General features: G+C 45.0%; 13 protein-coding genes. 7 read left to right on the forward strand and 6 right to left on the reverse strand.

Features of this window, described 5'->3' with window-relative positions; translation table 11 throughout:
* The first annotated feature begins 1 nt into the window (after position 1).
* Positions 2-1,168: an N-acetylglucosamine-6-phosphate deacetylase gene (gene nagA / locus P3L47_RS12640; protein ID WP_277781002.1), complete on the forward strand. Its 1,167-nt coding sequence runs from the start codon at positions 2-4 to the stop codon at positions 1,166-1,168.
* A gap of 204 nt (positions 1,169-1,372) precedes the next feature.
* A complete protein-coding gene (locus P3L47_RS12645) occupies positions 1,373-3,367 on the forward strand; it encodes a glucosamine-6-phosphate deaminase (RefSeq protein ID WP_277781003.1) in 1,995 nt (664 codons plus the stop codon).
* 55 nt (positions 3,368-3,422) lie between these two features.
* Here P3L47_RS12645 and P3L47_RS12650 read toward each other — a convergent pair whose 3' ends face one another.
* Positions 3,423-4,013, reverse strand: coding sequence for a DUF4251 domain-containing protein (locus P3L47_RS12650; RefSeq protein WP_122360605.1), 591 nt, complete (start codon positions 4,011-4,013; stop codon positions 3,423-3,425).
* Positions 4,014-4,250: 237 nt separating this feature from the next.
* Here P3L47_RS12650 and P3L47_RS12655 point away from each other — a divergent pair, with 237 nt between their 5' ends.
* On the forward strand, positions 4,251-4,976 hold the full coding sequence (locus P3L47_RS12655; RefSeq protein ID WP_277781004.1) for a 2-phosphosulfolactate phosphatase: 726 nt from the start codon (positions 4,251-4,253) through the stop codon (positions 4,974-4,976).
* Positions 4,977-5,005: 29 nt separating this feature from the next.
* Positions 5,006-6,031, forward strand: a complete 1,026-nt coding sequence (locus P3L47_RS12660) for a Gfo/Idh/MocA family protein (protein WP_277781005.1) — start codon at positions 5,006-5,008, stop codon at positions 6,029-6,031.
* A 193-nt stretch (positions 6,032-6,224) separates the two neighbouring features.
* On the opposite strand, the gene P3L47_RS12665 is transcribed toward P3L47_RS12660, so the two are convergent.
* Complete coding sequence (locus tag P3L47_RS12665; RefSeq protein ID WP_277781006.1) at positions 6,225-7,490, reverse strand: DUF3843 family protein; 1,266 nt, start codon at positions 7,488-7,490, stop codon at positions 6,225-6,227.
* Between the two features lie 164 nt (positions 7,491-7,654).
* On the opposite strand from P3L47_RS12665, the gene P3L47_RS12670 reads away from it, so the two are divergent.
* From P3L47_RS12670 to P3L47_RS12680, 3 genes are read left to right on the forward strand one after another with little or no spacing between them, the layout of a single operon-like run.
* On the forward strand, positions 7,655-10,450 hold the full coding sequence (locus P3L47_RS12670; RefSeq protein ID WP_277781007.1) for a TonB-dependent receptor: 2,796 nt from the start codon (positions 7,655-7,657) through the stop codon (positions 10,448-10,450).
* Between the two features lie 35 nt (positions 10,451-10,485).
* The gene (locus P3L47_RS12675; RefSeq protein ID WP_277781008.1) at positions 10,486-11,838 is read left to right on the forward strand and encodes a hypothetical protein; all 1,353 of its coding nucleotides are present in this window, start codon (positions 10,486-10,488) and stop codon (positions 11,836-11,838) included.
* Position 11,839: 1 nt separating this feature from the next.
* Positions 11,840-12,310 (forward strand): toxin-antitoxin system YwqK family antitoxin, encoded by a 471-nt coding sequence (locus P3L47_RS12680; RefSeq protein ID WP_277781009.1) that lies wholly within the window; start codon positions 11,840-11,842, stop codon positions 12,308-12,310.
* A 457-nt stretch (positions 12,311-12,767) separates the two neighbouring features.
* Here the strand turns inward: P3L47_RS12680 and P3L47_RS12685 are convergent, their stop codons facing one another.
* The 4 genes from P3L47_RS12685 to P3L47_RS12700 all read right to left on the reverse strand — a co-directional run bounded on the left by P3L47_RS12685 (position 12,768) and on the right by P3L47_RS12700 (position 23,661).
* Complete coding sequence (locus tag P3L47_RS12685) at positions 12,768-18,641, reverse strand: T9SS type A sorting domain-containing protein (RefSeq protein ID WP_277781010.1); 5,874 nt, start codon at positions 18,639-18,641, stop codon at positions 12,768-12,770.
* Between the two features lies 1 nt (position 18,642).
* A complete protein-coding gene (locus tag P3L47_RS12690; RefSeq protein ID WP_277781011.1) occupies positions 18,643-20,325 on the reverse strand; it encodes a hypothetical protein in 1,683 nt (560 codons plus the stop codon).
* Between the two features lie 13 nt (positions 20,326-20,338).
* On the reverse strand, positions 20,339-21,460 hold the full coding sequence (locus P3L47_RS12695) for a FimB/Mfa2 family fimbrial subunit (protein WP_277781012.1): 1,122 nt from the start codon (positions 21,458-21,460) through the stop codon (positions 20,339-20,341).
* Between the two features lie 173 nt (positions 21,461-21,633).
* Complete coding sequence (locus P3L47_RS12700; protein ID WP_277781013.1) at positions 21,634-23,661, reverse strand: Mfa1 family fimbria major subunit; 2,028 nt, start codon at positions 23,659-23,661, stop codon at positions 21,634-21,636.
* Positions 23,662-23,721 lie beyond the last annotated feature (60 nt).

Consider the following 23,721-nt stretch of genomic DNA (forward strand, 5'->3'; position numbering starts at 1 on the left):
TATGCTGACACAAATAATAAACGGACAGATACTGACACCGCAAGGCTGGTTAAAAGACGGTTCAGTCCTGATCAGTGATGGTAAAATACTGGAAGTAACAAATAGCGACCTGGCTGTGATAGGGGCTACTGTGGTGGATGCTAAAGGTATGTATATTATTCCGGGTTTCGTTGCTATGAATATACATGGTGGCGGTGGATATGATTTTAAAGAATGTACGGAAGAAGCTTTCAACGGGGCAGTGAACGCCCACATGAAATATGGTGCAACTTCTATTTTTCCGACGTTGTCTCCGCTCCCAATGACAGAAATTCAGAAAGCTGTAGCCTTATGTGAAAGCGTAATGGCTAAAAAAAACAGTCCTGTTATGGGATTGCAACTGGAAGGACCGTACCTGAATCCGAAGATGGCGGGTAGCTTATTGACGGATGCGTTGAAAAATCCGGATCCGGATGAATATAAATCATTACTGGAAAGTACGACTTGCATTAAACGTTGGGATGCGAGTCCTGAATTGCCGGGGGCATTGGATTTTGCCCGTTATGTCCGTTCAAAAGGTCTTTTGGCAGCCGTATCTCATACGGAAGCTGAATTTGACGATATTAAAGCGGCTTATGAAGCAGGTTTCACTCATGCGGCCCATTTCTATAATGCGATGCCCGGTTTCCACAAGCGTCGTGAATATAAATATGAAGGAACGGTAGAAAGTGTATTCCTGGAAGATGACATGACGGTAGAAGTGATAGCCGATGGTCGCCACTTGCCTTCAACGATCTTGCGTCTGGTTTATAAGTTGAAAGGTGTGGAACGTACTTGTTTGTCTACCGATGCATTGGCTTATGCTGCTAACGAAGGAAAGCCGGTAGATGATCCCCGTATCATCATAGAAGACGGCGTTTGTAAGTTGGCCGACCATTCTTCATTGGTAGGAAGTATTGCCACGATGGATGTTCTGGTTCGTACGATGGCGCAAAAAGCCGGAGTACCTTTGGCTGACGCAGTCCGTATGGCTTCCGAAACCCCTGCCCGCCTGATGGGTGTAGACGATCGTAAGGGTTCTTTGCAGCGTGGTAAAGATGCCGATATTGTTATTCTGGACCGTAAGTTGAATGTCCGCTCTGTTTGGTCGATGGGAGATTTGGTGGAAGGAACGAATACGCTGGCATAATAGGAGTTTTTTTTCTTCCGAATGAAACTTTAGTTTCTTCCGAATGAAATGGAAATTTCTCTCGGAAGGAACTAAAGTTTTTCTTTTTTTATACCAACCTATAGGTAAATAGATATTTTTGATAGGGTTCTTTAATCTTTATTTGACGAAGAATTGTTATATTTGTAATTCAAGTAAAAAAGTTGTACTAAATCGTAATTAAACATGAAGACGAACCTTAGTTCTCAAATTACCCTGACGCGCATACCGACCCGGTATTATCGTCCGGAAAACGCTTATGAGCAATCTGTTTTAACCCGTTTGGAAAAGATTCCGACAAACATCTACGAATCGGCAAATGAAGGCTCCTTCGCGATAGCAAAGGAACTGGCATCACAAATACGTAAGAAACAGGAAGCCGGAGAGCCTTTTGTTCTTGCTTTGTCCGGAGGCCGTTCTCCTCAGAGTGTTTTTAAAGAATTGATCCGTATGCACAAGGAAGAGCAACTGAGCTTCCGTAATGTGATTGTATTTAATGTATATGAATTTTATCCGCTAAGTGCTTCAACAAACAGCAATCTCGCTTATTTGAAAGAGTCGTTGTTGAATCATGTGGATATCGATCCGAAGAATATCTATTCTCCTGACGGCTCTATGCCGAAGGATAATATATTCGAATTCTGCAGACAATATGAACAACATATCCAGAGTTTTGGTGGTATCGATTATATACTGCTGGGTGTAGGTCATGCAAGTAATATCGGCTTTAACGGTCCGGGTTCTTCTGTAAATGTAGGTACCCGTCTTGTATTACTGGATAACGATGCTCGTAAAGAAGCTGCCCGTACATTCAAATCAATTGAAAATGTTCCGGCAAGTGTGATCACGATGGGTATATCAACCATCATGAAAGCCAAGAATGTAATTCTGATGGCTTGGGGTGAGGATAAATCACATATCGTAGCTAATACGGTTGAAGGCAAAGTGAGCGAAACAGTTCCTTCTACTTACCTTCAGAATCATATGAATGCAAAAGTGGTTATCGACTTGTCTGCTGCTTATGAACTGACAAGAATCAGTCATCCTTGGTTGGTTACCAACTGCGATTGGGATAACAAACTGATCCGCCGTGCTATCGTATGGTTGTGCCAGTTGACGGGTAAACCGATCCTGAAATTGACAAACAAGGATTATAGCGAACATGGCCTGGGCGAACTCTTGGCTCTGTACGGTTCTGCTTATAATGTAAATATCAAGATTTTCAACGATATTCAGCACACCATTACCGGCTGGCCGGGTGGTAAACCGAATGCCGATGATTCCAACCGTCCGGAACGTGCTACTCCGTATCCAAAGAAAGTGATTGTTTTCAGCCCGCATCCGGATGATGACGTGATCTCTATGGGTGGAACATTGCGTCGTTTGTGCGACCAGCATCATGACGTGCATGTGGCTTATGAAACTTCCGGTAACATCGCTGTTGGTGATGACGAAGTAATCCGTTACTGCGAATACCTGCGTGATGTTTGTGACAAATATTCTCCGAATGATACAGCCGTTAAGGATAAGGCGGAAGAGATCATCAAATACCTGCGCTTCGAGAAAGTGGAAAACGGGGAGCCGGAAAAGAGAGACGTTCTGTTTATGAAGGGTACTATTCGTCGTGAAGAAGCTCGTCATGGTTGCCGTTATTCGGGTGTGAAAGATGAAAATGTTCACTTCCTGGATCTGCCGTTCTACGAAACAGGTCTTGTGAAGAAGAACGACCTGGGAGATGCCGATGTAGCTATCGTTAAGAAATTGCTGCAGGATATCCAACCGGATCAGATGTTTGTTGCCGGTGACCTGGCTGACCCGCACGGGACACATAAGGTTTGTCTGGATGCTGTATTGGCTGCTATCGACGAATTGAAAGACGAAGAATGGCTGAAACATTGCCGCGTTTGGATGTATCGCGGAGCATGGGCAGAATGGGAAATGGACCACATCGAAATGGCAGTTCCTATCAGTCCGGAAGAATTACGCTTCAAACGTAATGCGATCTTGAAACACCAGTCACAGGCAGAAAGCGCACCGTTCCTGGGTGACGACGAACGTTTGTTCTGGCAACGTGCCGAAGACCGTAACCGTGCTACAGCCGAGTTGTACAAGGAACTTGGTTTGGCTTCTTATGAAGCGATCGAAGCATTCGTTCAGTATATGATCCCATTTGATAAATAAGAATAGTATTCTAAAAATAGAGAAGGTATCCTGAAAAGGATACCTTCTTTTTCAATTAATAGGTTGTTCCCTGGAAAATGTTTGATTGAGAATATGGGAGCAATGTGCCTGTCATTGTCAAGTCTCTTCCTGAGAAGTTCGGGTCTACCGTTACGGTTGCTCTGTTGCTGCCGTTCATCAGTGTCAGATTTACTGTGGCAGAGATGAAGATACCCTGAACACTCATAGACAGATAGACATTCCCGTCTTTATCCTGCTTGGTCTGAATGTTTGATGCGCTACCTTGAACTGTTACGCCACCTAAGCCGTTAGGACCTGGGTACGGAGAGTTGGATGCGATCTGTACCATTGCCTGGCCATTGTTTAAAGAGACGAAGTTGGTGTTTGAGTTCACATAGTAAACCATTCCGTTCATAGGTTGTACGGAGTTGGCTTCCAAAACGAAAGACTGGTCGCTGATAGCTTGCATGGCTGTGTTGAACTCCTGCTCATCCATGATAGCATCCTTAGCTTCTCTGGCTTCTCTTTTAGCTTCTCTTTCTAACTTTTTCTCTGCTTTTTCTGCGGCTTTACTCTGAGCCTGTACATGTGTCATTCCCCCTATAACAAGAGTGAAAACGACGATAAAAGATACAATTCTTTTCATACGATTTAGTTTAAAACGTTTTCAAAATGTAGTAAAAAAACAAGCGGATGATGAAAAGGTTTCTAATAAATAGACGATTGTAGATACTATAACATTTTATCAGGGTAATTTGGTTAATCCTCATTTTTATTATAGAATCTTTTATATTATAGGTAGTTGCAGAGTATTCGAATTAGGTATTCAGCGAATTATCCAGTACTTTTGTGAATGATATAGGATGATAAAAACGAAATGATTATGAATATTGATGTTTGTTTTTCGCCGGTGCTGTATCCGGTATATCATAACCCGGAGGCGATCGTTGTCGTGGTGGATGTATTCCGTGCGACGACGACGATGGCAGCGGCTTTTCAGAATGGAATAAGTAGTATCCGCCCGGTTGCCTCCGTGGAGGAAGCGATGGAATATAAGAGAAAAGGCTGGTTGGTCGGAGCCGAACGCAATGTGAAACGATGTGATTTTGCCGACTTCGGAAATTCACCGTTCGACTATACGCCGGAGAAAGTGGTCGGAAAGGATGTAATCTTTACGACGACCAACGGAACCAAAGCGATAACGATCGCTAAATCGGCTTATCGTGTTATCACCGGAGCATTTATCAATTTGCAGGCAGTGGCGGACTTTTGCCGGAAGCATGGACGAGATGTTGTCGTATTGTGTTCCGGCTGGCAGGATAAGGTGAATATAGAAGATACTTTGTTCGGAGGTGCTTTGGTCGATGCCCTTGTTGCTACCGGTGAATATGAACCGGCTACCGATGCGGCGATCATTGCCCTCGATATGTGGACGAATAACCGGGATAACTTATTGGCTTATATCGATCCGACGGATCATATGGCTCGTTTGAAAGCAAATCATTTGGCAGATTCGGTTCCTTATTGCCTGACTTTGAACAGTGCGGCGGTAGTGCCGGAGTTGACGATAGAAGGAGGAGTTTTAGTTTTGAGAACCAGAGAATACTGATATTGATAAACGATTGAAAGATAAGAACAATGACAACGAATAACAAGATACGTTTCGGTGTAGTCGGAACGAATTTTATAACAGACTGGGTGATTGCCGGGGCACGGCAGGATGAACGTTTTGAGTTGGCGGCCGTTTATTCACGAACACAGGAGCGGGCGGATGAATTTGCTGCCAAACATCAGATTCCTTATACTTTTACCTCTTTGGAGGAAATGGCACAAAGTCCGCTGATCGATGCTGTTTATATTGCATCTCCTAATTTTTTGCATGCGGCACAGAGTATCCTTTGCATGAAATACGGCAAGCATGTCTTGTGTGAAAAACCTTTTGCCTCGAATGCGCTGGAAGCGAAAAAGATGATTGAGGCTTCCCATACATATAACGTAACGTTGATGGAGGCGATGAAGCCGACATTGACCCCGAACTTCCGTGCCGTCCGTGATAATCTGAGCCGTTTGGGAACGATACGCCGTTATTTCTCTTGCTATTGCCAGTATTCCTCACGTTATGATAAGTATAAGGAAGGGATCGTATTGAATGCCTTTAAGCCGGAATTGTCGAACGGGGCGATGATGGATATAGGTATCTATACGCTTTATCCGATGGTGGTCCTGTTCGGACGACCGAAGAAAGTGGAAGCAACGGGTATTGTACTTTCCTCCGGAGCAGACGGACAAGGGGCGGTGAATTTCCTGTATGATGAGATGAATGCGACTATCCTTTATTCAAAGATTGCTAATTCCTATCTGCCTACGGAGATACAGGGTGAGGAGGGAAATATCAATCTGGATCGTATAAATATAATAGGAAAGGTTACTTATACCCCCCGCATCCCGGCGGGTGCAGGAAAGACAGCTATTTCTGAACCGATAGATATAAGTGCGGTGACAGATAAAAATGAATATTATTATGAAGTGGCAGAGTTTTTGAATCTTATACAGGCCGGAGAACGCGAGTCGTCTATTAATAGCCATGACAATTCATTGATTACCCTGGAGATTATCGACGAGATACGGAGGCAGTTGGGGATTGTTTATCCGGCTGACAAGTAGTGGAGGGGGATTCACTATTTGTCAATTTTGAACCTATTCAGATCGTATTAGGGGACGCAGATGACACAGAATACGCAGATGCTCGCAGACTTTTTATTTTCTTTAAAACAATATATTATCTGCGCTCGTCTGCGTCATCTGCGTTCCTTAATACAAACTGGATAGATAGCTCATATCTTGCTAATAATTATTCTTACACCTCTCTTATAAAATACTTCGCCAGGAACTCCCAGTTCCCATGAATAATCTCTTTTCCGCGTTCCGGGCTGTACAGGCTCTTCGTCTGTGCATCTGCCAGCATACCACGTTCTTCTAGGGCTTTCAGCAAGTCCATGCTACAATGTTTAACGATGAAGAAAGCAAGTGCCTGTTCGGATGCCTTTTTCTCATTGTAGAAAGGATTCTGTTCGTCTTTGATGTATTCGATACCGTCCACAATTAATTGCAGGCCCTCTTTGGGAGACGCATATACGGCAAACTTGTCGAATTCGATGCAGTTTGCCAACGGAGTATATTCGCTTTCTTCCAGTTTCAACTGCTGAGAGGCGAAATCGATGAACTCCTGCTTGCTCTTCATATAGAATAACAACTTACCGTCGGCAACTGCGGTGAATTTGTCGTAGGCAGCCTTGTTGCTTTCTTCCCTTTCCTTGATGGCCGGGTCGATGAAGTTTTCTGCTTGCTCTGCCTGTTCAGCGAAGAAAGCGTGAGCAGTATGCGTTTCCGGCAGGATGAGTGACAGCCATTTGGGTGAAGTATAAGCCAGGAATGCCGTACGATCAATATGGGCCAGAGAATTATGGATCGTCATGATTGCCTCCGTATTCTCCTTATTGCCCGGGTTCTGACGCCAAAACTCCTTGATCGTTTCGCTCAGGTTATATTTCGTGTCCGTGAATAAATACGAATCGTAATGGAACCAGTGCAATAATATTTCATATTCTTCCGCTGTCTCATAGGACGTTTCCGAGGCGAATAAAGCCTGCATCTTACTGTTTTCCGGGGCGGTAGTCCACTCCTGGCAGAATAGCTGGTAGATCAGGCGGCCTGTCTCTTCGTTCGCCGGGTTATCCGGATTGACGAAAGTTCCTTTCTTGGCTCCGTGATACTGCTGGGTGTAGTGCCAGAGTAGGAAACGGACATCTTCGAGGTTAGCTTCGTCATCGTAATAATGGTCACTGACGGTATAGAAAGGGAGATAGTTGCCTGTCTGTTTCTTATATTCCGTGATGAAAGAATGCCATATGTTGAGGCCGGAGATTACATCCTCGAAATAAGCCGCCATACGCATACTGATCTGGATAACATCTTCTTTGTCGAACGAGTTTGCCAGATCGGTATGTAACATTATATCGTGTATCTGATTGGCGATACGGGTATAATAAAGGTCGGTTGGTCCGGATTGTTTATATGGATGCAGTTGCAGCCAGTCTTTTGGGAAAATCTTTGTGTTCTTCATCTTATAATCGTCATTTACGCTTTTGATTAATAAAGATGCAAATGTAGTAAATTTATTTGTCAACAAATCGTAACACTCGTTACCGTATTGTCATCCCTTCTAAATTTAACTGAAATATTCCACCTCTACTTTTGCGGCAAATAAATGTAACAACAAGTAAAAGAATGAGAAATAAGCGTGAAAAGAGAGGGCTGTTGATGCTGGTCCTCCTGCTGTTCGGAAGTTTTCTTGCGCTGACGGCCCAGGCACAGACAGGCGTTATCTGCGGGACTGTAACGGATGCTAAATTTAAAGAACCATTGATCGGGGCAACCGTATCCATTGAAGGAACGACAATCGGAGCCATAACGGATATAGACGGAAATTTCCGTATTGAAAAAGTACAGCCGGATAAGTATACGCTGGTTGCATCTTACGTATCTTATAAAACGCAAAATATAAAAGATGTGGCGGTAGTAGCCCATCAGGAAGCAGTCGTACGCATCGAACTGTCGGATGCCGATCTCCAACTGCAAAACGTGGTGGTAGTCGCCCAGCGGAAACTGGGGACGGAGACTGCCGTATTGAACACAGTCCGCAAAAGTCTTCCCGTCGTAAGCGGAATATCCGCCCAGCAGATCAGCAAGACGCAGGACAGCGATGCTGCCGAGGTACTTCGTCGTATTCCCGGTATCACGATCGTGGATGACCGTTTCATTGTGGTTCGCGGCTTGGCGCAGCGTTATAATAATGTCTGGCTGAACAATGCCACCACCCCGTCGAGTGAGACGGATAGCCGTGCCTTTTCCTTCGATGTATTGCCTTCGTCGCTGATCGATAATATGATGGTCTATAAAAGTCCGTCGGCTGAACTGCCTGCCGATTTCTCAGGTGGTTTCGTACGATTGATGACGAAGAATGTCCCAGAGGGAAATACTTTCAATATCTCTTACCAACTGGGCTTTAATACGAATGCTACTTTCCGTGATTTCCAGTTGACGAAAGGACATGCGATCGACTATCTGGGTTTCGGTGCCGGTAAACGTGCGCTGCCTTCCGGTACGCCTGCCCACCTGAACGATGTAAGCACTTCGGATGCCGCCGCCTTTACCCGCCGGGTGAATACGGGCTGGGACATCAGCCATTTCACCGCACTGCCGGAACAGAAGCTGACCTTTACCATGAACCGCCTGTTCAATATCGGCGATTGGAAGATCGGAAATATCACTAACGTGAATTATAGTACGGGATACGATTATTACGAACTGAAGAACAACAACTACCTCTCGTATGATATGACGAACGACCAGTCGTCTTACCGTTATAAATACGACGATGTGCAATATAAGAATACGACTAAGCTGGGCGCTTTGTTCAATTGGTCTTTCCTGAAAGGGAACACGAAATATGAGTTCCGTAACTTCTTTAATCAGCGCGGTTCGTCTTCCCTGACGCAACGCCAGGGTACGGACTATTATTCGGAAGAAAATATCCGCAAATGGGAATCGCTCTACACCGGACGTACTACCTATGCCGGTCAGCTGGCCGGTGAGCACCGTTGGAACGACGACGTCGACAAGGTAGACTGGACGGTCGGTTATGCCTATGCCGCCTACAATGAACCCGACCGCAAAGTGGTGAAGTCGATGGAACGCAAACAGGACGGCGAACTGATGTATTACGTATCCGACCCCACCCGTTACTATCAGGATCTGAAGGATAACAGCTTTTCCCTGGCAACCAACTACGAGTATATCTTTACCGTGTCCGATCTGTTCAAACCGACCTTGAATGCCGGTGTATACGGTGAATATAAGAAACGTAATTTCGATGCCCGTCGTTTTGTCTACAACCTGCTGGGTAACGGTTACAACCGCTTTGCCGAATGGGATTACAGTTCGATCTTCTCGGACGAGAATATCTCTGCCGACCGTATTTATATGAAAGAGAGTACAAACAAAAGCGACTCTTATACCTCCGATAATCTGTTGGGAGCGGGGTATGTGTCTGCGAAGCTGAATTACGGGGAGAAATTGAATGCAAATGTCGGTGTCCGTATGGAGTACTACCAGTTGAAGCTGGACGGTTACGAGTCGGATGGCATTAAACCGGTGCACCTCGACCAGAATTCGACCGAGTTCTTCCCTTCCCTGAATGTGGCTTACAGCCTGACGGACAAGCAGCAGGTGAGGGTGGCGTATGGTCGCTCGGTGAACCGTCCCGAGTTTCGCGAGGTAGTCCCCTATGTGTATTACGACTTTGCTCTCGATGCCAATATCACCGGAAATGTAGATTTGAAGAATGCGTATACCAATAGTGTGGATCTGCGTTACGAGCTGTATCCTTCCCCGGGCGAGACGGTGACGATAGGCGGTTTCTATAAATACTTTGCCGATCCGATCGAGCAGACCTACCGTGAGGCGGGTTCGGGTTTGCAGTATACCTATCACAATGCCGATCATGCCAAAGCGTTCGGAGTGGAAGTGGATATTAAGAAGCACCTGGACTTTATCGGGCTGAAAGACCTGAGCTTCGTGTTCAACGGTGCTTATATCCATAGTAAGGTCTATTTCCCTGAAGGTTCTTTCGAACGCGACCGGGCTATGCAGGGACAGTCGCCTTACCTGATCAACACAGGGCTTTTCTATCAGAATGACACGAAAGGGTTGTCGGCCTCGGTTCTCTACAACCGGATCGGCAAGCGTATCGAAACGGTGGGTGTACCGGCGCAGAACCCGAACGACGATATCCCCGATATCTATGAGATGCCTCGCAACTCGCTGGACCTGAGTTTCTCGAAGAAGCTGGGTAACTATGTGGAACTGAAAGCCGGTGTCAAAGACCTGTTGAACTCGAAGATCGAGTATAAACAATTCCTGGAGCTGACAGATGCAGCCGGAGCGAAACGCGAAGTGGAACAGTTGGTCCGCAGCTACCGCCCGGGAGTGACGGTCAACGTGGGAGTATCCGTTAAGTTTTAATTGAAATCACTTATACAAACTAAATTAGTTTTATTATGAACAAGTTTTTATTGAAAGGTGTGGCTGCCATGTTGTGTATGGCCACGATGTTTGGAAACGTAGCTTGTAGCGACGATGATCCTGTACAAGGAGGTGAAACTCCGGAAGAAAGCAAGGACGTTGTACTGGAAAACGAAATTACTTCGGATATGACTTTGAAAGCAACAGATAACAATCTGTTGAGAGGCTTTGTTTATGTAACGAAAGGAGTAACCCTGACTATCGAACCGGGTACGGTGATCAAAGGGGAGAAAGCAACGAAGGGTTCATTGATCGTTGAACCGGGTGGTAAGATCATTGCCGAAGGTACGGCAGAAAAGCCTATCGTCTTTACTTCCGACCAGGCAGCCGGTTCGCGTGATTATGGCGATTGGGGTGGTTTGATCCTCTGTGGTAACGCTCCTGTGAATGCCAACGAGCCGCAGATTGAAGGTGGCCCACGTACAGTCTATGGTGGTGACAATCCCGAAGATAATTCTGGTGTTGTGAAGTATGTACGTATCGAGTTTGCCGGCTATCCGCTGGAACCGAACAAGGAAATCAACGGTCTGACTTGTGGCGGTGTGGGTCGTGGTACGACACTTGAATATATCCAGGTAGCTTTCTGTGGTGACGACTCTTTCGAATGGTTCGGTGGTACGGTGAATGCAAAGCACCTGATTGCTTACAAAGGTTGGGATGATGAGTTCGATACGGATTATGGTTTCCAGGGTAAACTGCAGTATCTGTTGGGTGTTCGTGATCCGAAACATGCCGATACATCTAAATCAAACGGTTTCGAGTCTGATAACGATGCGAACGGTTCGGGTAATGAGCCGCTGACCAACCCGATATTTTCCAACGTCACTCTGATCGGCCCGCTCTATGGCGAGTCTGCAGGTAAAGCTGAAAGCGATATTCTCTACACTACAGACGATGCGGCCAACGGCGCTAAAGGCGGCCAGTTCCAGGCTGCCATGCATATCCGTCGTAACTCGGCTTTGAATGTGTATAACTCTGTTTTCACCGGCTGGCCGTATGGTCTGTACTTACAGAATGCCAACTCGGCTGCTACGGTTAAGAACGTCATCTTCGCCGGTATGTGGGAAAATTTCAAAGACGATGCAAGCAAGAGCTATTTCGAAACAGAGGGGCTGAACAACCTGGTGTATGCTTCCAGCAACGACTTGATTGCTACGAATGCAGACTACACTTCGGTAGTGACTGCCAACATCACCGGTGCCGACTTCTCCGACGTTGTCCTGTCTGACGGCTTCTTCGAAAAGGTTTCCTACAAAGGTGCCTTCGACGGAACAAACGACTGGACAAAAGGCTGGGTAAACTGGGACCCGCAAAACACAGCTTATTAATATGATCAAAAGATTGTTATTAACATCCACATTGCTTGCCGGAAGCGCCTTAGCCATTCAGGCGCAGGACCTGGTGCTTAGCGAAGGACAATATTATACAGACGAAACGCAGACGACACCTTACACCGGCCGCTATACGGAGTTTTACGACGACGGTATGCTGAAAATGGAGTTGTATCTGAAGGACGGCCGCCCGGAAGGCACCTATGTTATCTATTATCCGTCCGGAAAGATTGCCGAGGTCCGCTCATACTATCATGGTATCTTCCACGGGGAATGGCGAACATACAATGAGACCGGTCAGCTAATCGGCTTGGCCTCTTACAAAGAGGGCGAGAAGGATGGCCCTTGGCGCATCTGGAACGACAAAGGCATCATGCGTTTCGAAATGTTCTATACGCGCGGCAAGAAAAGCGGCGTTTGGCGAACCTGGGATGAAGAGGGGAAGTTGCTGACGGAAGAGAAGCAATAATTTATATATCAATCACGGCGTCACCTTTCAAAATACAGAATGTATGCATTGATTTTCTTGCTATGGAAGGGTGACGCCGTTTTTATAGCTGGCGTCACCAGTTTATGGTTTGAATATCAGTGTTTAGATGTGAAAAAGACAGGTGGTGATTCCGATAAAACAAAACATTTATCAGTGAGCGGATAATAGGTGAGTGGCTTGCCTTTGTTAAAGCGATGTCTTGCCTTTCTCAGGTTGCTGTCTTGCCTTACCCAAATGGCTGCCTACTCATTCTCAAATGGCTGCTTACCCATTGTCAGACTACTGCCTACCTTTTTCTAAAAAGCTGCCTACCTTTTTTGCAAAGGCTGCCGGACAATTATTTAAAATACCTATGTTTTGAATAAGAGAAGGGGCATGTTATAGTCCCAAATGGGAAAACTATAACATGCCCCTCGATTATGGAGCGAGCAATCGCTTAGCGCACCATCACCTTTTCGGTCTTGACTGCATCGGCATTGCCTTTGGCGCGGACGATGTAGATACCTTTCGGCAGGTTGAAAGTATGTTGTGTTGTATTGACCTTCATCTCTTTGACCAGCGAGCCATTCAGAGAGTAGACCTTGATGTTGCGTACTTCCTCGGTTGAGGAGACAATCACTTTACCGTTTTTGACGGAGTAGATGGCGATTGCGTTCGTGTCGATGCTTCCGGTGGCAGAGCTGCGTAGATAGTAGCGTCCGTGGCTTTCGCCGGAGAGGTCTAGCGTATAGCTGTCGCCTTCCAGCAGGGTGCTGCTGCGGGTGTAGCTATCGTAGAGGTAGAGCGGTTCGGCCAGTTGGGAGATACCTTCGATGGTGAGGCTTACGTCTCCCTTGCGGCTGTTGTAGACACCTACCGGGATGTTGTCGATGCTGCGCAGGGCATTCACCTGTGCGGTGCGGTTACCGGCAACGGAGTAGGCTACCGGTGCATCCAGTTCGGAGTCGAGCAATACCACGGCATCCTCCTGCGGCTGATAGGCGTTGTCGGCATTGTCACGCAGGGTGATTACCGAGCGACCTTTCTGTCCGTCACGTTCGGCAGTCAGCGTGAGCACGGGGGCGGTGGCTGCGTGGGAGCGGGTAGAGGGAGTTGCTTTGGCTGACGGTTTGGCTGCCATCATGTCGGTTGTGAATGTAATCTTTACTTCCTCTTTGTTTGTTTCTTCTTCTTCCGCTTGTGTTTCTTCCGGCTTTTCCTCTCCTTCATTATAACCAGCGCGTTCAACAAAGAAAGCAGTCATAGGTAGAATCAAGCCGGTCATATTGTTGCCATTTTCCGTTGCGCCAGTCCAAGGTATATCCGGAGTGCCAACAATCGCTTGTGTAGTGTTTGATTCTGTATCTATAATCCAGTATTTCCTATTTAAAGAACTGTTTTGCTTGAAGAATTCTTCCATATTCAAATAAGTCATATACGGATTACCGACCAAGAAGTGGTTGCCGTCGCTATCTTTTTCAGGAGTGAAGGTAACTTCCACTGCTGCTTTGTCTGCCATTTTACCATACTTTTCTCGGCTTGTTGGAGCAGGAGAAAGTCCGGCACGAGTCTGTGGTTCCGCTTCTTCGTAGTTGTAGGTCTTATCTGCTTTTGGCAGACGCACCAAAACATTCTGTTCTTCTACGCGGGCATAGAAACCTGTACCCAACGCGTAAGGAACCCAAACATCGTTATATTCGATGCTCCAGTTAGATTTGACGGCGTTTGCACTACCGGTTTTGTTTTCATGATCTTGATAAGCTACCGACTTATCCCAAGCCTTTTGATAGAAAGCTGGATTCCAACGGCTGTTGGTGACTCCTGTTTGATTATATGTGATATCTTCAAAAGCAGGAGTAACTTGTTTTCCTGCTGTACTAAGATCATTACCAACTTGTTTCGGAGCATACATATCTCCCGCATACACATCATATAATGGAGACGACTGCCAGTAAGGCTGGCTTTCTTTCATTTCAAACTCTACGCGTGCTGTTTGATAATCCAAGAAATGCTGGTTCATCAACGTTGCTTTGGGCTTGAAGTAGATTTGGTCTACCCTATTAATGTAGTAAGGCTTTACTACTATTGCACCATTTTCTCCCGTGTTGTTGACAGCCATGTCGTATTGAATTGTGCTATTTGAATCTGTAATTTTCAATACACCATTGTCTTTTTCTGTCAATTCTTCATCATCCTCAAGAGCCAACTCTTCATCTTCCAACACGGTTACTTTGGTGAAGTATAGGGGGGAGAGTTGGTTGGTTTTCGTTTCGCCAACTCCAATCTGATCGCTATACAACTCGTCTTTGGTGGATGCATACCAGTTCTTATCGTTATACCAAACAGGGTTGTCTTTGCTAGGAGACCATGTGAGGTATTCGGGAACGATCTTGATTCGGAGGTAAGCGTAGCCCTCGCAGGAATTAGGTATCAATTCTGCGTCTTCAATATCTTCTGTGGAAGCATATTGATATTCCCCGAAAGGAAAATAAAGATCATAAATTCCCCCTTCTTTGAAGTAGGTTGGTATATCCTTCTCCTCCAAAGTAAAAGTTAATGACAAAGAATTGTTTTTGTTATCCTGTTGCGCTATCAAAGAGTTTAATGTTCCAATTACCTGATACGTGTTATAATCTCTTAAGTAAACATTTTTGTTATTTTCTAGTGCTTTTAGTACATATTTCATTGAAGCATCTTCTTCGTTATCAGATTGCTCAGGCATTCCGAACGTAATCTCTTTTTGAATCGGAACAGTCAATGTCGTTTTGTTTTCTATGTGTGCAAGTCCTAAACGTAGCGGTACGGTATTTAATGGTATATCCTTCGGATAGTCTATATTTCCGAAACCAACATTTAGTGTAGGCACATTCGATTCCGCAGCCAATTCAAGTTCCTGAGGTTCTGTACAGAACAACTTCTTGGTTTCTCCTTCCGCTGGTAGATCTAGGTCATTACCATCACTACCCACGTAAGGCATAGCCGTTACTTTGGCTACCCAACGGAAAGAGGGAGATTTACCAAATACGAGTTTCGGTTCTTCCGTACTGCTGCCTATCAGATCTTTTAAGATTGCTTTTGCATCATCATCAATAGCTTTAGATTTTTCCACATCTTCGACTGTAAAGTTTGCAACTTTCTCTTCAGCTGTGTTGCCTAGTCCATCACGGAATGCTTTCAAAAGTGCTTGTAATGTATTATGCCCAGTGTTCTCTACTCGCTCGTTAGCCTCTTTCTCTGAGCCTAAATACCAATCAAAGGTGTATTTATATTCCTCTTTTTCATACCATGTATCAAAGTCAACCATCTCTTCACCCGTCACATTTCCAACTTTGTCTACCGGAGTGACCATCAGATTTGCATTTAAGGTATGGATAGAACCTTCACAAGTAACGCCGGTTGCCGATGTTTCTGTATCGACTTTGATTGTGATGGAGGGACTTACATAGATGACCTTCTTTAAGGCACATGGGGTATTTAAGCCGAGTACATCTTCTACAGCTGGGGCATCAGGATCGGTAGGCTCGCTCGGTTTGTTAGGATCTTCTGACTCTGCGATCTGTTTTGCGCTGAATAATACCACATAATATCTTCCTGACGCAGACGGTTCCACCGTATTGCCATCTTCATCCTTATAGATTTCGCCAGCGAAACGCAAGTCGGTATTATGCACGTCTATTTCGCTTAAGTATAACATTGCATTGTCCCCACTTCGCCAAGGGCAACGGATACGGGGGATGCCTAAACAGATGAAGAGGTCGCGGGCTGCTTTTTCATATGTTGCATATTCTGTGCTAGTAGGATTCATGATCTTATCCACATACACTTCTGTTACCAACAGAGGATTACCAATAGTTGCCGCATCTGTGGAGGTACTCCCGTCTCGCTTGCATAAGTTACTTATGATATTTTCCAAGTCTTCCACATGTGGATCATTTTTAAACCTCTCGTTCAGATCTGAGTTTCGCTTCAAATCCTCCAAGAAGTCATTCATGGCATGTACATTCATTGTGATTTCAAGTTTCTTGGCTTCTTCCTGAGTTTTAGGAACCCATAATCTTCCATCTCCATCGGTATACTTTTTCATATCCGTTTGAGCAGCTACACGCATGACATATTGTAGTCTGTTCAGTACTTCTGTATCTTCTTCTGGCTTGACTAACTCATCGTCATGTGTATGATCAACCAAGTCTTTATTGACTGAAATCCAGTTTCCTACATCTCCGTTTTCTTGTATCTCGGTAAATGCGAAGTACACATTACCAATGTTCGGGTGCATAATATCATCTACGGCTGCGTAGGGGTCGTTACCCATCAAGCCATAGCGGTATTTTCTGTAGTTGAAGTCTTGTAGCTGATCTTTATCAATCACATCCGAAGAAATATCCCACGTCATATTGCTCTGTAGTGTTTGATAGTCGGTGCTGACCATCAATACGGAGGCATCGCAAGCGTCTTCTCGCTGGGCGGTGATGGCAGGAAGTGTGCTATAGACGGAGATATCATCGATACCGAAGTCGGCACCGTTGGAACTTTCGCAATTGCTGGATATCTCCAGGATAAAATTATCCGTATCCTTGATGTCTGTCTTCGAGAAGGAAAATTTGAAAGAGACTCGTTGCCAAGCGGCAAAATCACCATTATCCTTTGTCCCTATAGCCCCACTATAATATTTAGCAAGGATGGTTTCTGTGTTATTCTCTCCTTTTCCTTTCAGGGTAAATCCTATATTGGCAGGGGTTCTGCCGGTGCCAGATGTTACATCACAAACCCATGCATTTACAATCAAGCTTGTATTCGGGCAAAGTCCGCTAATTGGTATTTTTGTAATGACACCAGGGGTTTCAGAGGCATCAACGTACATGAAATATCCGGATTGCTGACCGTTTTCCTTTTCCCATAGGCGGTCGGTGACCCATTGGTCGTATTGTGCTGGAAAATAATCGGAATATTCACCATCTTCGCGATTATATCGGATAGTAGGTAAGTTTGGATCATTACGTCCATGTCCTTCTGTAGAATATGAAATATTCGGATAGTTCAACGTTCGATATAAAGCATATTCGCCTTTCATAACTTTTAAGTCATTACCATATCTATATTGATACATCTCCGGATGGGCAAAGGCGTAATAAGACTCTACCTCTCTTTCTTCTCCTTCTATCTCTGTAGTGAAGACTTCTGTTTTGACATTTTTTAGTGGGTCATTTGTTAATAGATTCACTATATTTTGCTCATTGTTGTATAAAATCTCGTCTTCTGTCTCAAAAGAGATACGTGCCAATCTTTTATATAAGGTTGTATTTGCTTCTAAGTCATCTTCAGTAATTCCGGAATCATCAACCATGGTGACGTTCAGGAAGGATACTGGATACCAATCTGTATATGTTTGGGTGCTATTTCCCCCACGAACCTCTGCTAAAATACATGCTTTCTTGACATTTGTTGTAAATTCGTAGTTAATAATATTATTCGTTTTAGTAGAATATTTGACATCTGGATTGTTCTGATTAGGCTGGTTGCCCGTATAAGGAGACCTTGTATCCCAGTTAATGCCATCATTACTCGTATTTATCTTCCAACGTATCTCTGTCGCTTTTACCGTATTTTCATTATCATCTTGAATATAATAATTGTCTAAATCTTCCGGTAATCTGAAATTAGATGCTTTACCTTTTGGCATATATATGTCATAGGCATTTAATACATAGTTTGATTCTTTTCCTTGCTCTTTCCTTAATGGTGTAAGATCATTACTATTCTCTTTAATGCCTAATGACTCGAATTCTGTTAGCTTTGTTTTTAATAACGTTGCCCTTTCATTTGCATTCCTTAATTCATACACATGGCGGACACCGATAACTAGAGGAACAAGCGTGCCATTGCCTGATTGTGTTCTATCTGCCGCTACCGAACTGACCTCGTAAACAAGTTTCATTCCATTGCGTATATCTTCTGCACTGAATGTACAGCTTATACTTGCTGCGTTTCCGAGCTTTTGATTATTATTCGTGGCATACCATCCATAACTATTACCATATTGGGTTAATTTAGAATTATAGTTTACTGTTGGTTCTAAACGGTCGTCTATCTCCACTGTATTATTATCTTTATCTATGACATACCATCTGACATAACCATCCATTCCTGTACTTTCACCGGTCTCCTGAAAACTTACTGTCTTTGGCTCACCCGGATCTACATACAGCACATCCATAATCGTATGATCCGCTTTCACCGAATAGAAATCATTTTGCCCCCAAGCGTCCCCCGCACCTGCCATCAACATCAGGCAAGTGAGGATTAGTATATTATATAATGTATAGTGTTTCATATTATTCACCTCCTTCTATCTTTACTTCTTTATTCGTCACAACCAATGTATAAGGCAACACCACTTCGGCCCCGTCCTTCTCTGCCACTAGCACCAGCTTGATTGTTGCGCTGGCCGTGTTGCTTAGCTCTTGCAGGTTGATGGTGAAAGAGCCTTTGGTAGTGGACTCTGCACCGCTTGCTGGGTGTAAGGGAAATGCACAATCCGGTTGTTGTTGGTGTCCATTCGCACTTTTTTCCCACCACGATAAAGGGTCCTGATCTTTCGTTTCCGGTTCTATCAAATAGCCGTTGCCATTCAGATCCTTTGTGTTTTCTTCCAGTGAGGCATAACAGAAATGGTCTGTTCCTTCGACTTCGCCATCTCCACCTTCGTCTTGTGTTTTGTAATATTTCAAAGACCAGTCGTTTGTGTTATTATTCAACTTCTCCAAGCTATACGTAATCGTTACCTCTCCTGCATGGTTGGTGACGAAAGTGCGTGAAGCGATCTCTATACCTTCTAAAAATGTATATCGCTTCGGCACTCCCCCAATCGGCATATGCTTCTGCTCGAACCCAATCTTTACTTCAGCATCGGAGATGAGGATAGGTATATTCAACAGGTCGTTGCGGCGGATGAAGGAGAAATCCGTTATTTTAGGCTCTTTCTTCTCTGTCTCAAATTCCAGCACGTCGAGAGCAATTGTCATATAAGCTCCGTTGTCACCTACGCTTGCCTGATCGGTTTCGTTGATGTAGAAGGTGTAGGGGGTAGGGATGGCAGTGGATGCTATTGTTTTTTCCTGCTCGGTTGGAGTATATACATAATCACTTCCGGATACTGGAGGTGTCTGAGGCGGGAATTTAGGATTCATCAACATTTGGTCGCTCTCTCCCTGTTGTATCAATAGGTTTTCCTTCTCCGGATCGTCCTCTGCCGCATCATAAGGCAACAGCCAAATGCTTCCTGATTGGCGGAACTTGCCCATTGTTATGTTATTTATTGTAACATTGTTGCCCGTGGCATTCGTTACCTCCACCTTCACTTTGCCCAACAGACGGATTAGTGAGAGGGAAACATTGTTATCGGTTTCCTTGTCGGAGACGATTTTAGACTTCATGTAGCTGCTCATGGGGATGTACTGTTGCTTGTTATTGGTATATTCGGTGAGTGCTAGCAGTGTTGCTTCCGTATCTCTGAAGTCGGAGAATGTCTTGCTTGCTGTAACTAAACTTTCCAGTTCCTCGATAACTGTCTCCCCATTCTGCAAATGCTTCAAATTAGCAAACGCATAAAACCGGTATGTTTCGCCAATCAATAGCTCTACGCCTACTTCATGCGTATTGTTGTTGTCATCTAATTGTTTACCAACATCTCCTAAGGTATTCGACAATACTTGTTCGACCTTATCCTTGTTCTTATTGCCATCATTCACGACAACAATCCACCAGTCATCGATATGGCGTTCATATTCCTCATCGTCTTCTTCGCCGGAAATGTCATTGTCGGCATCGCCGTCGGCTCGCGTATAGCTGGGGGTGGAGTTGTCTAATCCGCCCAGCGTAATCGTCAGCTTCGCGTACTTTGTTTCGGGTATTTCCGGCTCGCCGCCATTCTCCTTCGAGCAGGAGGGGAGCAGAAATAGCAAGAGCAGTAGCGTGGGGGCTACTGCTTTTACGGTTTTATATATGTTATGTTTCATGATGATAATGTTTTTATAGTTCACCTTGGTTGATTCGGATGACCCAGTCTTTCACCTGGACTTTCAGGCAGGTGTAGCGTACGATGGGGACGTCGGGATCCGGTACAGGGTCCGGATCAGGGTCCGGATCAGGTTCGGGATCCGGTTTGTCCGGATTTTCGGGGTCCGGGTCTTCCGGGTCGGGATCTTCGGGACCAGGATCAGGCTCCTCAGGATCGGGATCCGGTTTGGGGTCGGGGCAATCCGGGCAGTAGGTCGGGGTCAGGAAGAAGACGATGGAGTATTCGTCCTGGCGGTCGAGGTATTCCTGTGCGCTGATGGCGTGGCCCTCCATCTGGGTAAGGAGCAGGTAATTGTTGAGGTTGATGTTGAGCACGTCCTTTTCCCAGTCTTTGTGGCGCACGATGAGGCGGTAGTTTTCGCCTGCCATCAGACGCATGGTGTTCATTTCTGCTACGGCGACGGTCTGCATGGCGGGCTTGCCCATGATGCTGTCGCCCTCGGCGATGTTGACGTTTTTAGTCATGTAAGGGAGGTAGGTGATTACAGGGTCTTCGAGCAGGCTGTTGTCGTAGTCCATATATCCGTTGTCTGCCTTGATCTCGAAAGTGAAATCGCGTACGTCCATGCAGTTGCCGTCGGTGTCCTGCAAGACGAAGCGCAGTTTGTTTGTGTTTTTTGCGAGGCTGATGGTTTTGTCTTCGTGTTTGTCGCGCGTGATGACCAGTGTGTCGAGGCTGTGCCACAGGGGTGAGAGTTCGTCCCGTTGCGTAGCATCGGCTTCACGTAGGGTGCGCAGGCGCAGATCCTGTAGCGTGGTCGTGCCGGGGGTGAGTTCCGGCATGGAGTAGGACTGTTCGCTCAGGCCTGCCCAGGTGACGGTGTAGTAGGTACCCGGTTCGAGGTCGAGCTTGATATTGTTTGCTTTCAGGGCGTTGCCGTTGAAGTCTTGCTGCATGATGTAATTACCTTTGTTGTCGCAGATAAACAATGTGGCCCGTTCGACCTCATGCTGGAAAGCGTCGGCAAATTTCATGTTGTAATCGTAGACGAAGTGCAGCCGGTATTCGCAAGGTTTGAGCGAATCGTCGGAGAAGTAATCGCAGGCTGTCAACCCCATGCCTGCTATCATCATCGTTCCGATTGTTTTTGTAAATCTTGTTGCTATATTTCTCATGTTTCGTTAAACTTATTTTGTTTTCTGCCAAAGATAATTTGGTAAAGAAGTCAGGTATCAGATACCCGGAGGCCTCTGTCGGGGCACGGGTATCTGATGAGGTATATGAAATGTTTAAATTGGAGCGGTCGTTAGAGAACGATGTTGTCGTTCTTACGCTCTTTCCAGTTCAATACGTTAACATTTACGTTGAAGTAGAATGTCGGGCTTTCCGGATCTACTGGCGGGTCTGTCACTTCTGAACCCGGTAGTCCCCATCTGCCAACCTTAGTTACTGTCAAGTCGTAGATGTTGTTACGAACGATTGCAAACTCCATAATACCTACGCTACTAACATCATTGTTATTAGCATGCTTAATCCAGTAAGGATAGTAGCAAACGCCATCTTCGAATACGCTTACTAATTTGTTGAATATGGCTGCTCCTTCAGCTGATTTCAAGTAATCAGGAAGATTTGAGGCTCCTAAAGTCTCAAGTGTTGTATTCTCTTCCACTTGCTGACCGTCTACAGCGTTGTATTCGTCTATCTTTTTATTTAGATATGCGATATACCCGAACGGGTCAGCAACATTTAAAGCGCCTTTTATATTGGAGTACAGGATGGTCTTAGCTTCCGCTTTGAATGTTTCATATGTAATATTATTTACCTGTTCAGTTGTCATAACTTGATTAAAGATAGCTTGTTCGCTTTCGTAGACATTGCCTTGGTAGACGCAGAAAGTTGTACCATCGCTGTCTTTATCCAAATCTGCATAACCGTTACCACTATCTCCACCAGCGTCATACACCACCGTCTGACCAACCGTGCCAGCATTATTCACCCACACTTTCGGGAAATAAACAGCTTTAAACAAAGCACCGGTAACATATCCTTTTTTAGAAAGGGTTTGATCAGCAATGTTTTCCATCGGGTAGCCGAGGGTTATTTGACTAGGTATTGTAGTTTCTGATGATTGGGCAAGAGCTATTGTATTCTGTAATGCGGTTACCGCGCCTGTACTTGTTGCTTGATCTGCTGCTCTTCCTCCCCACAAAATATCATAAGTAATTCCACCTTGGAAGTAGTTGGTATATGTTAACGTCTTAGTTGCACTCCCAATCGGCTGAGTAACGCCTGCTGCCTGGATCTGATCCAACTCTAGTAAAGCTATTGCATCGCCTGCCCCAGTAGTTTTTTTCCCTCTTGTCCAAGGATCAACTACATAATTCTCTGCTGCATTGGCTGAACCTTCTTCGTCTCCCAAATAAATATCATTGGTGTCATCATCTCCTAATTCATCATCCTGATCACCACCTGTTACTCGTTTCAGCAAATAAGAGCCACTGCTCAGATTGTTTATGAGAGCTACGTGGTCCAGGCGGGCTTTACCGAGTTCAGTGTTGCCATCTGTACCTACTTTATGTGTATAAAAGAAATCATAACCATCCTGCGTAGGAGTAGTAATCGGATTCAATCTCACCTTTGCAGCCAAGCGTTCTACATGGAGAGCGGTAGTTCTTTCTTCTGCAGCACTCTCGTTTGCGTGTAAAGTGACTTTTTCTCCTTCTTCCTTATGGGAAGACATGATAAAGTTTTCATTACTAGTGTGTGCTTTATCCACTAAATAGTTGGCAAGGACCTCACCGGTTGTTATTTGGGGATTTGTTGTTCCTTGTTTAGTCACCAAGTTATATAAAGTCTCACCCATATTAGCCACAGTAATTACTCCGTAGGTATTGCCGTCGAAAGATTCTCCCTGCTGGGTAACACTCACTTCAACCATCACTCCGTGTTTATGCCAATCATCATCTCCATTTGTCTCTGCGCCGGCAGTTGCATAACCGGCTCCTACAATAGTAGAGGTTTTCACCAGTTTATATTCATTTCCAGTGGTGGCACTTGTATTCTTAAAAAGAATCAAGGTTACATTATTTATTTTGTATTCATTTGCAGTACCTTCTTCTCCATTCGGGGTATCACCATCTTCTCCGGCAGTGGGAGGGACAGCAGGATCACTATCGGCCTTTGTCTCCACTCCGTTATTGATGGCAATTTTCACGTAGCCTTTTTCTCCACTACCTTCAGTTCCATTTCCTTTGCCCGACTCATCCAAATCATCCGAGCAAGACACCGCTGCGCAAGCGAAAGCGAGTGCCCATAATGTACTTTTAAGTTTCATATTCATGTTGTTTAAAGTTTATTTATGTATTGATAATTAAGTTGTTAATAGTGTACTCCG

The organism is Parabacteroides chongii (genome assembly GCF_029581355.1).
Taxonomy (GTDB): Bacteria; Bacteroidota; Bacteroidia; order Bacteroidales; family Tannerellaceae; genus Parabacteroides; species Parabacteroides chongii.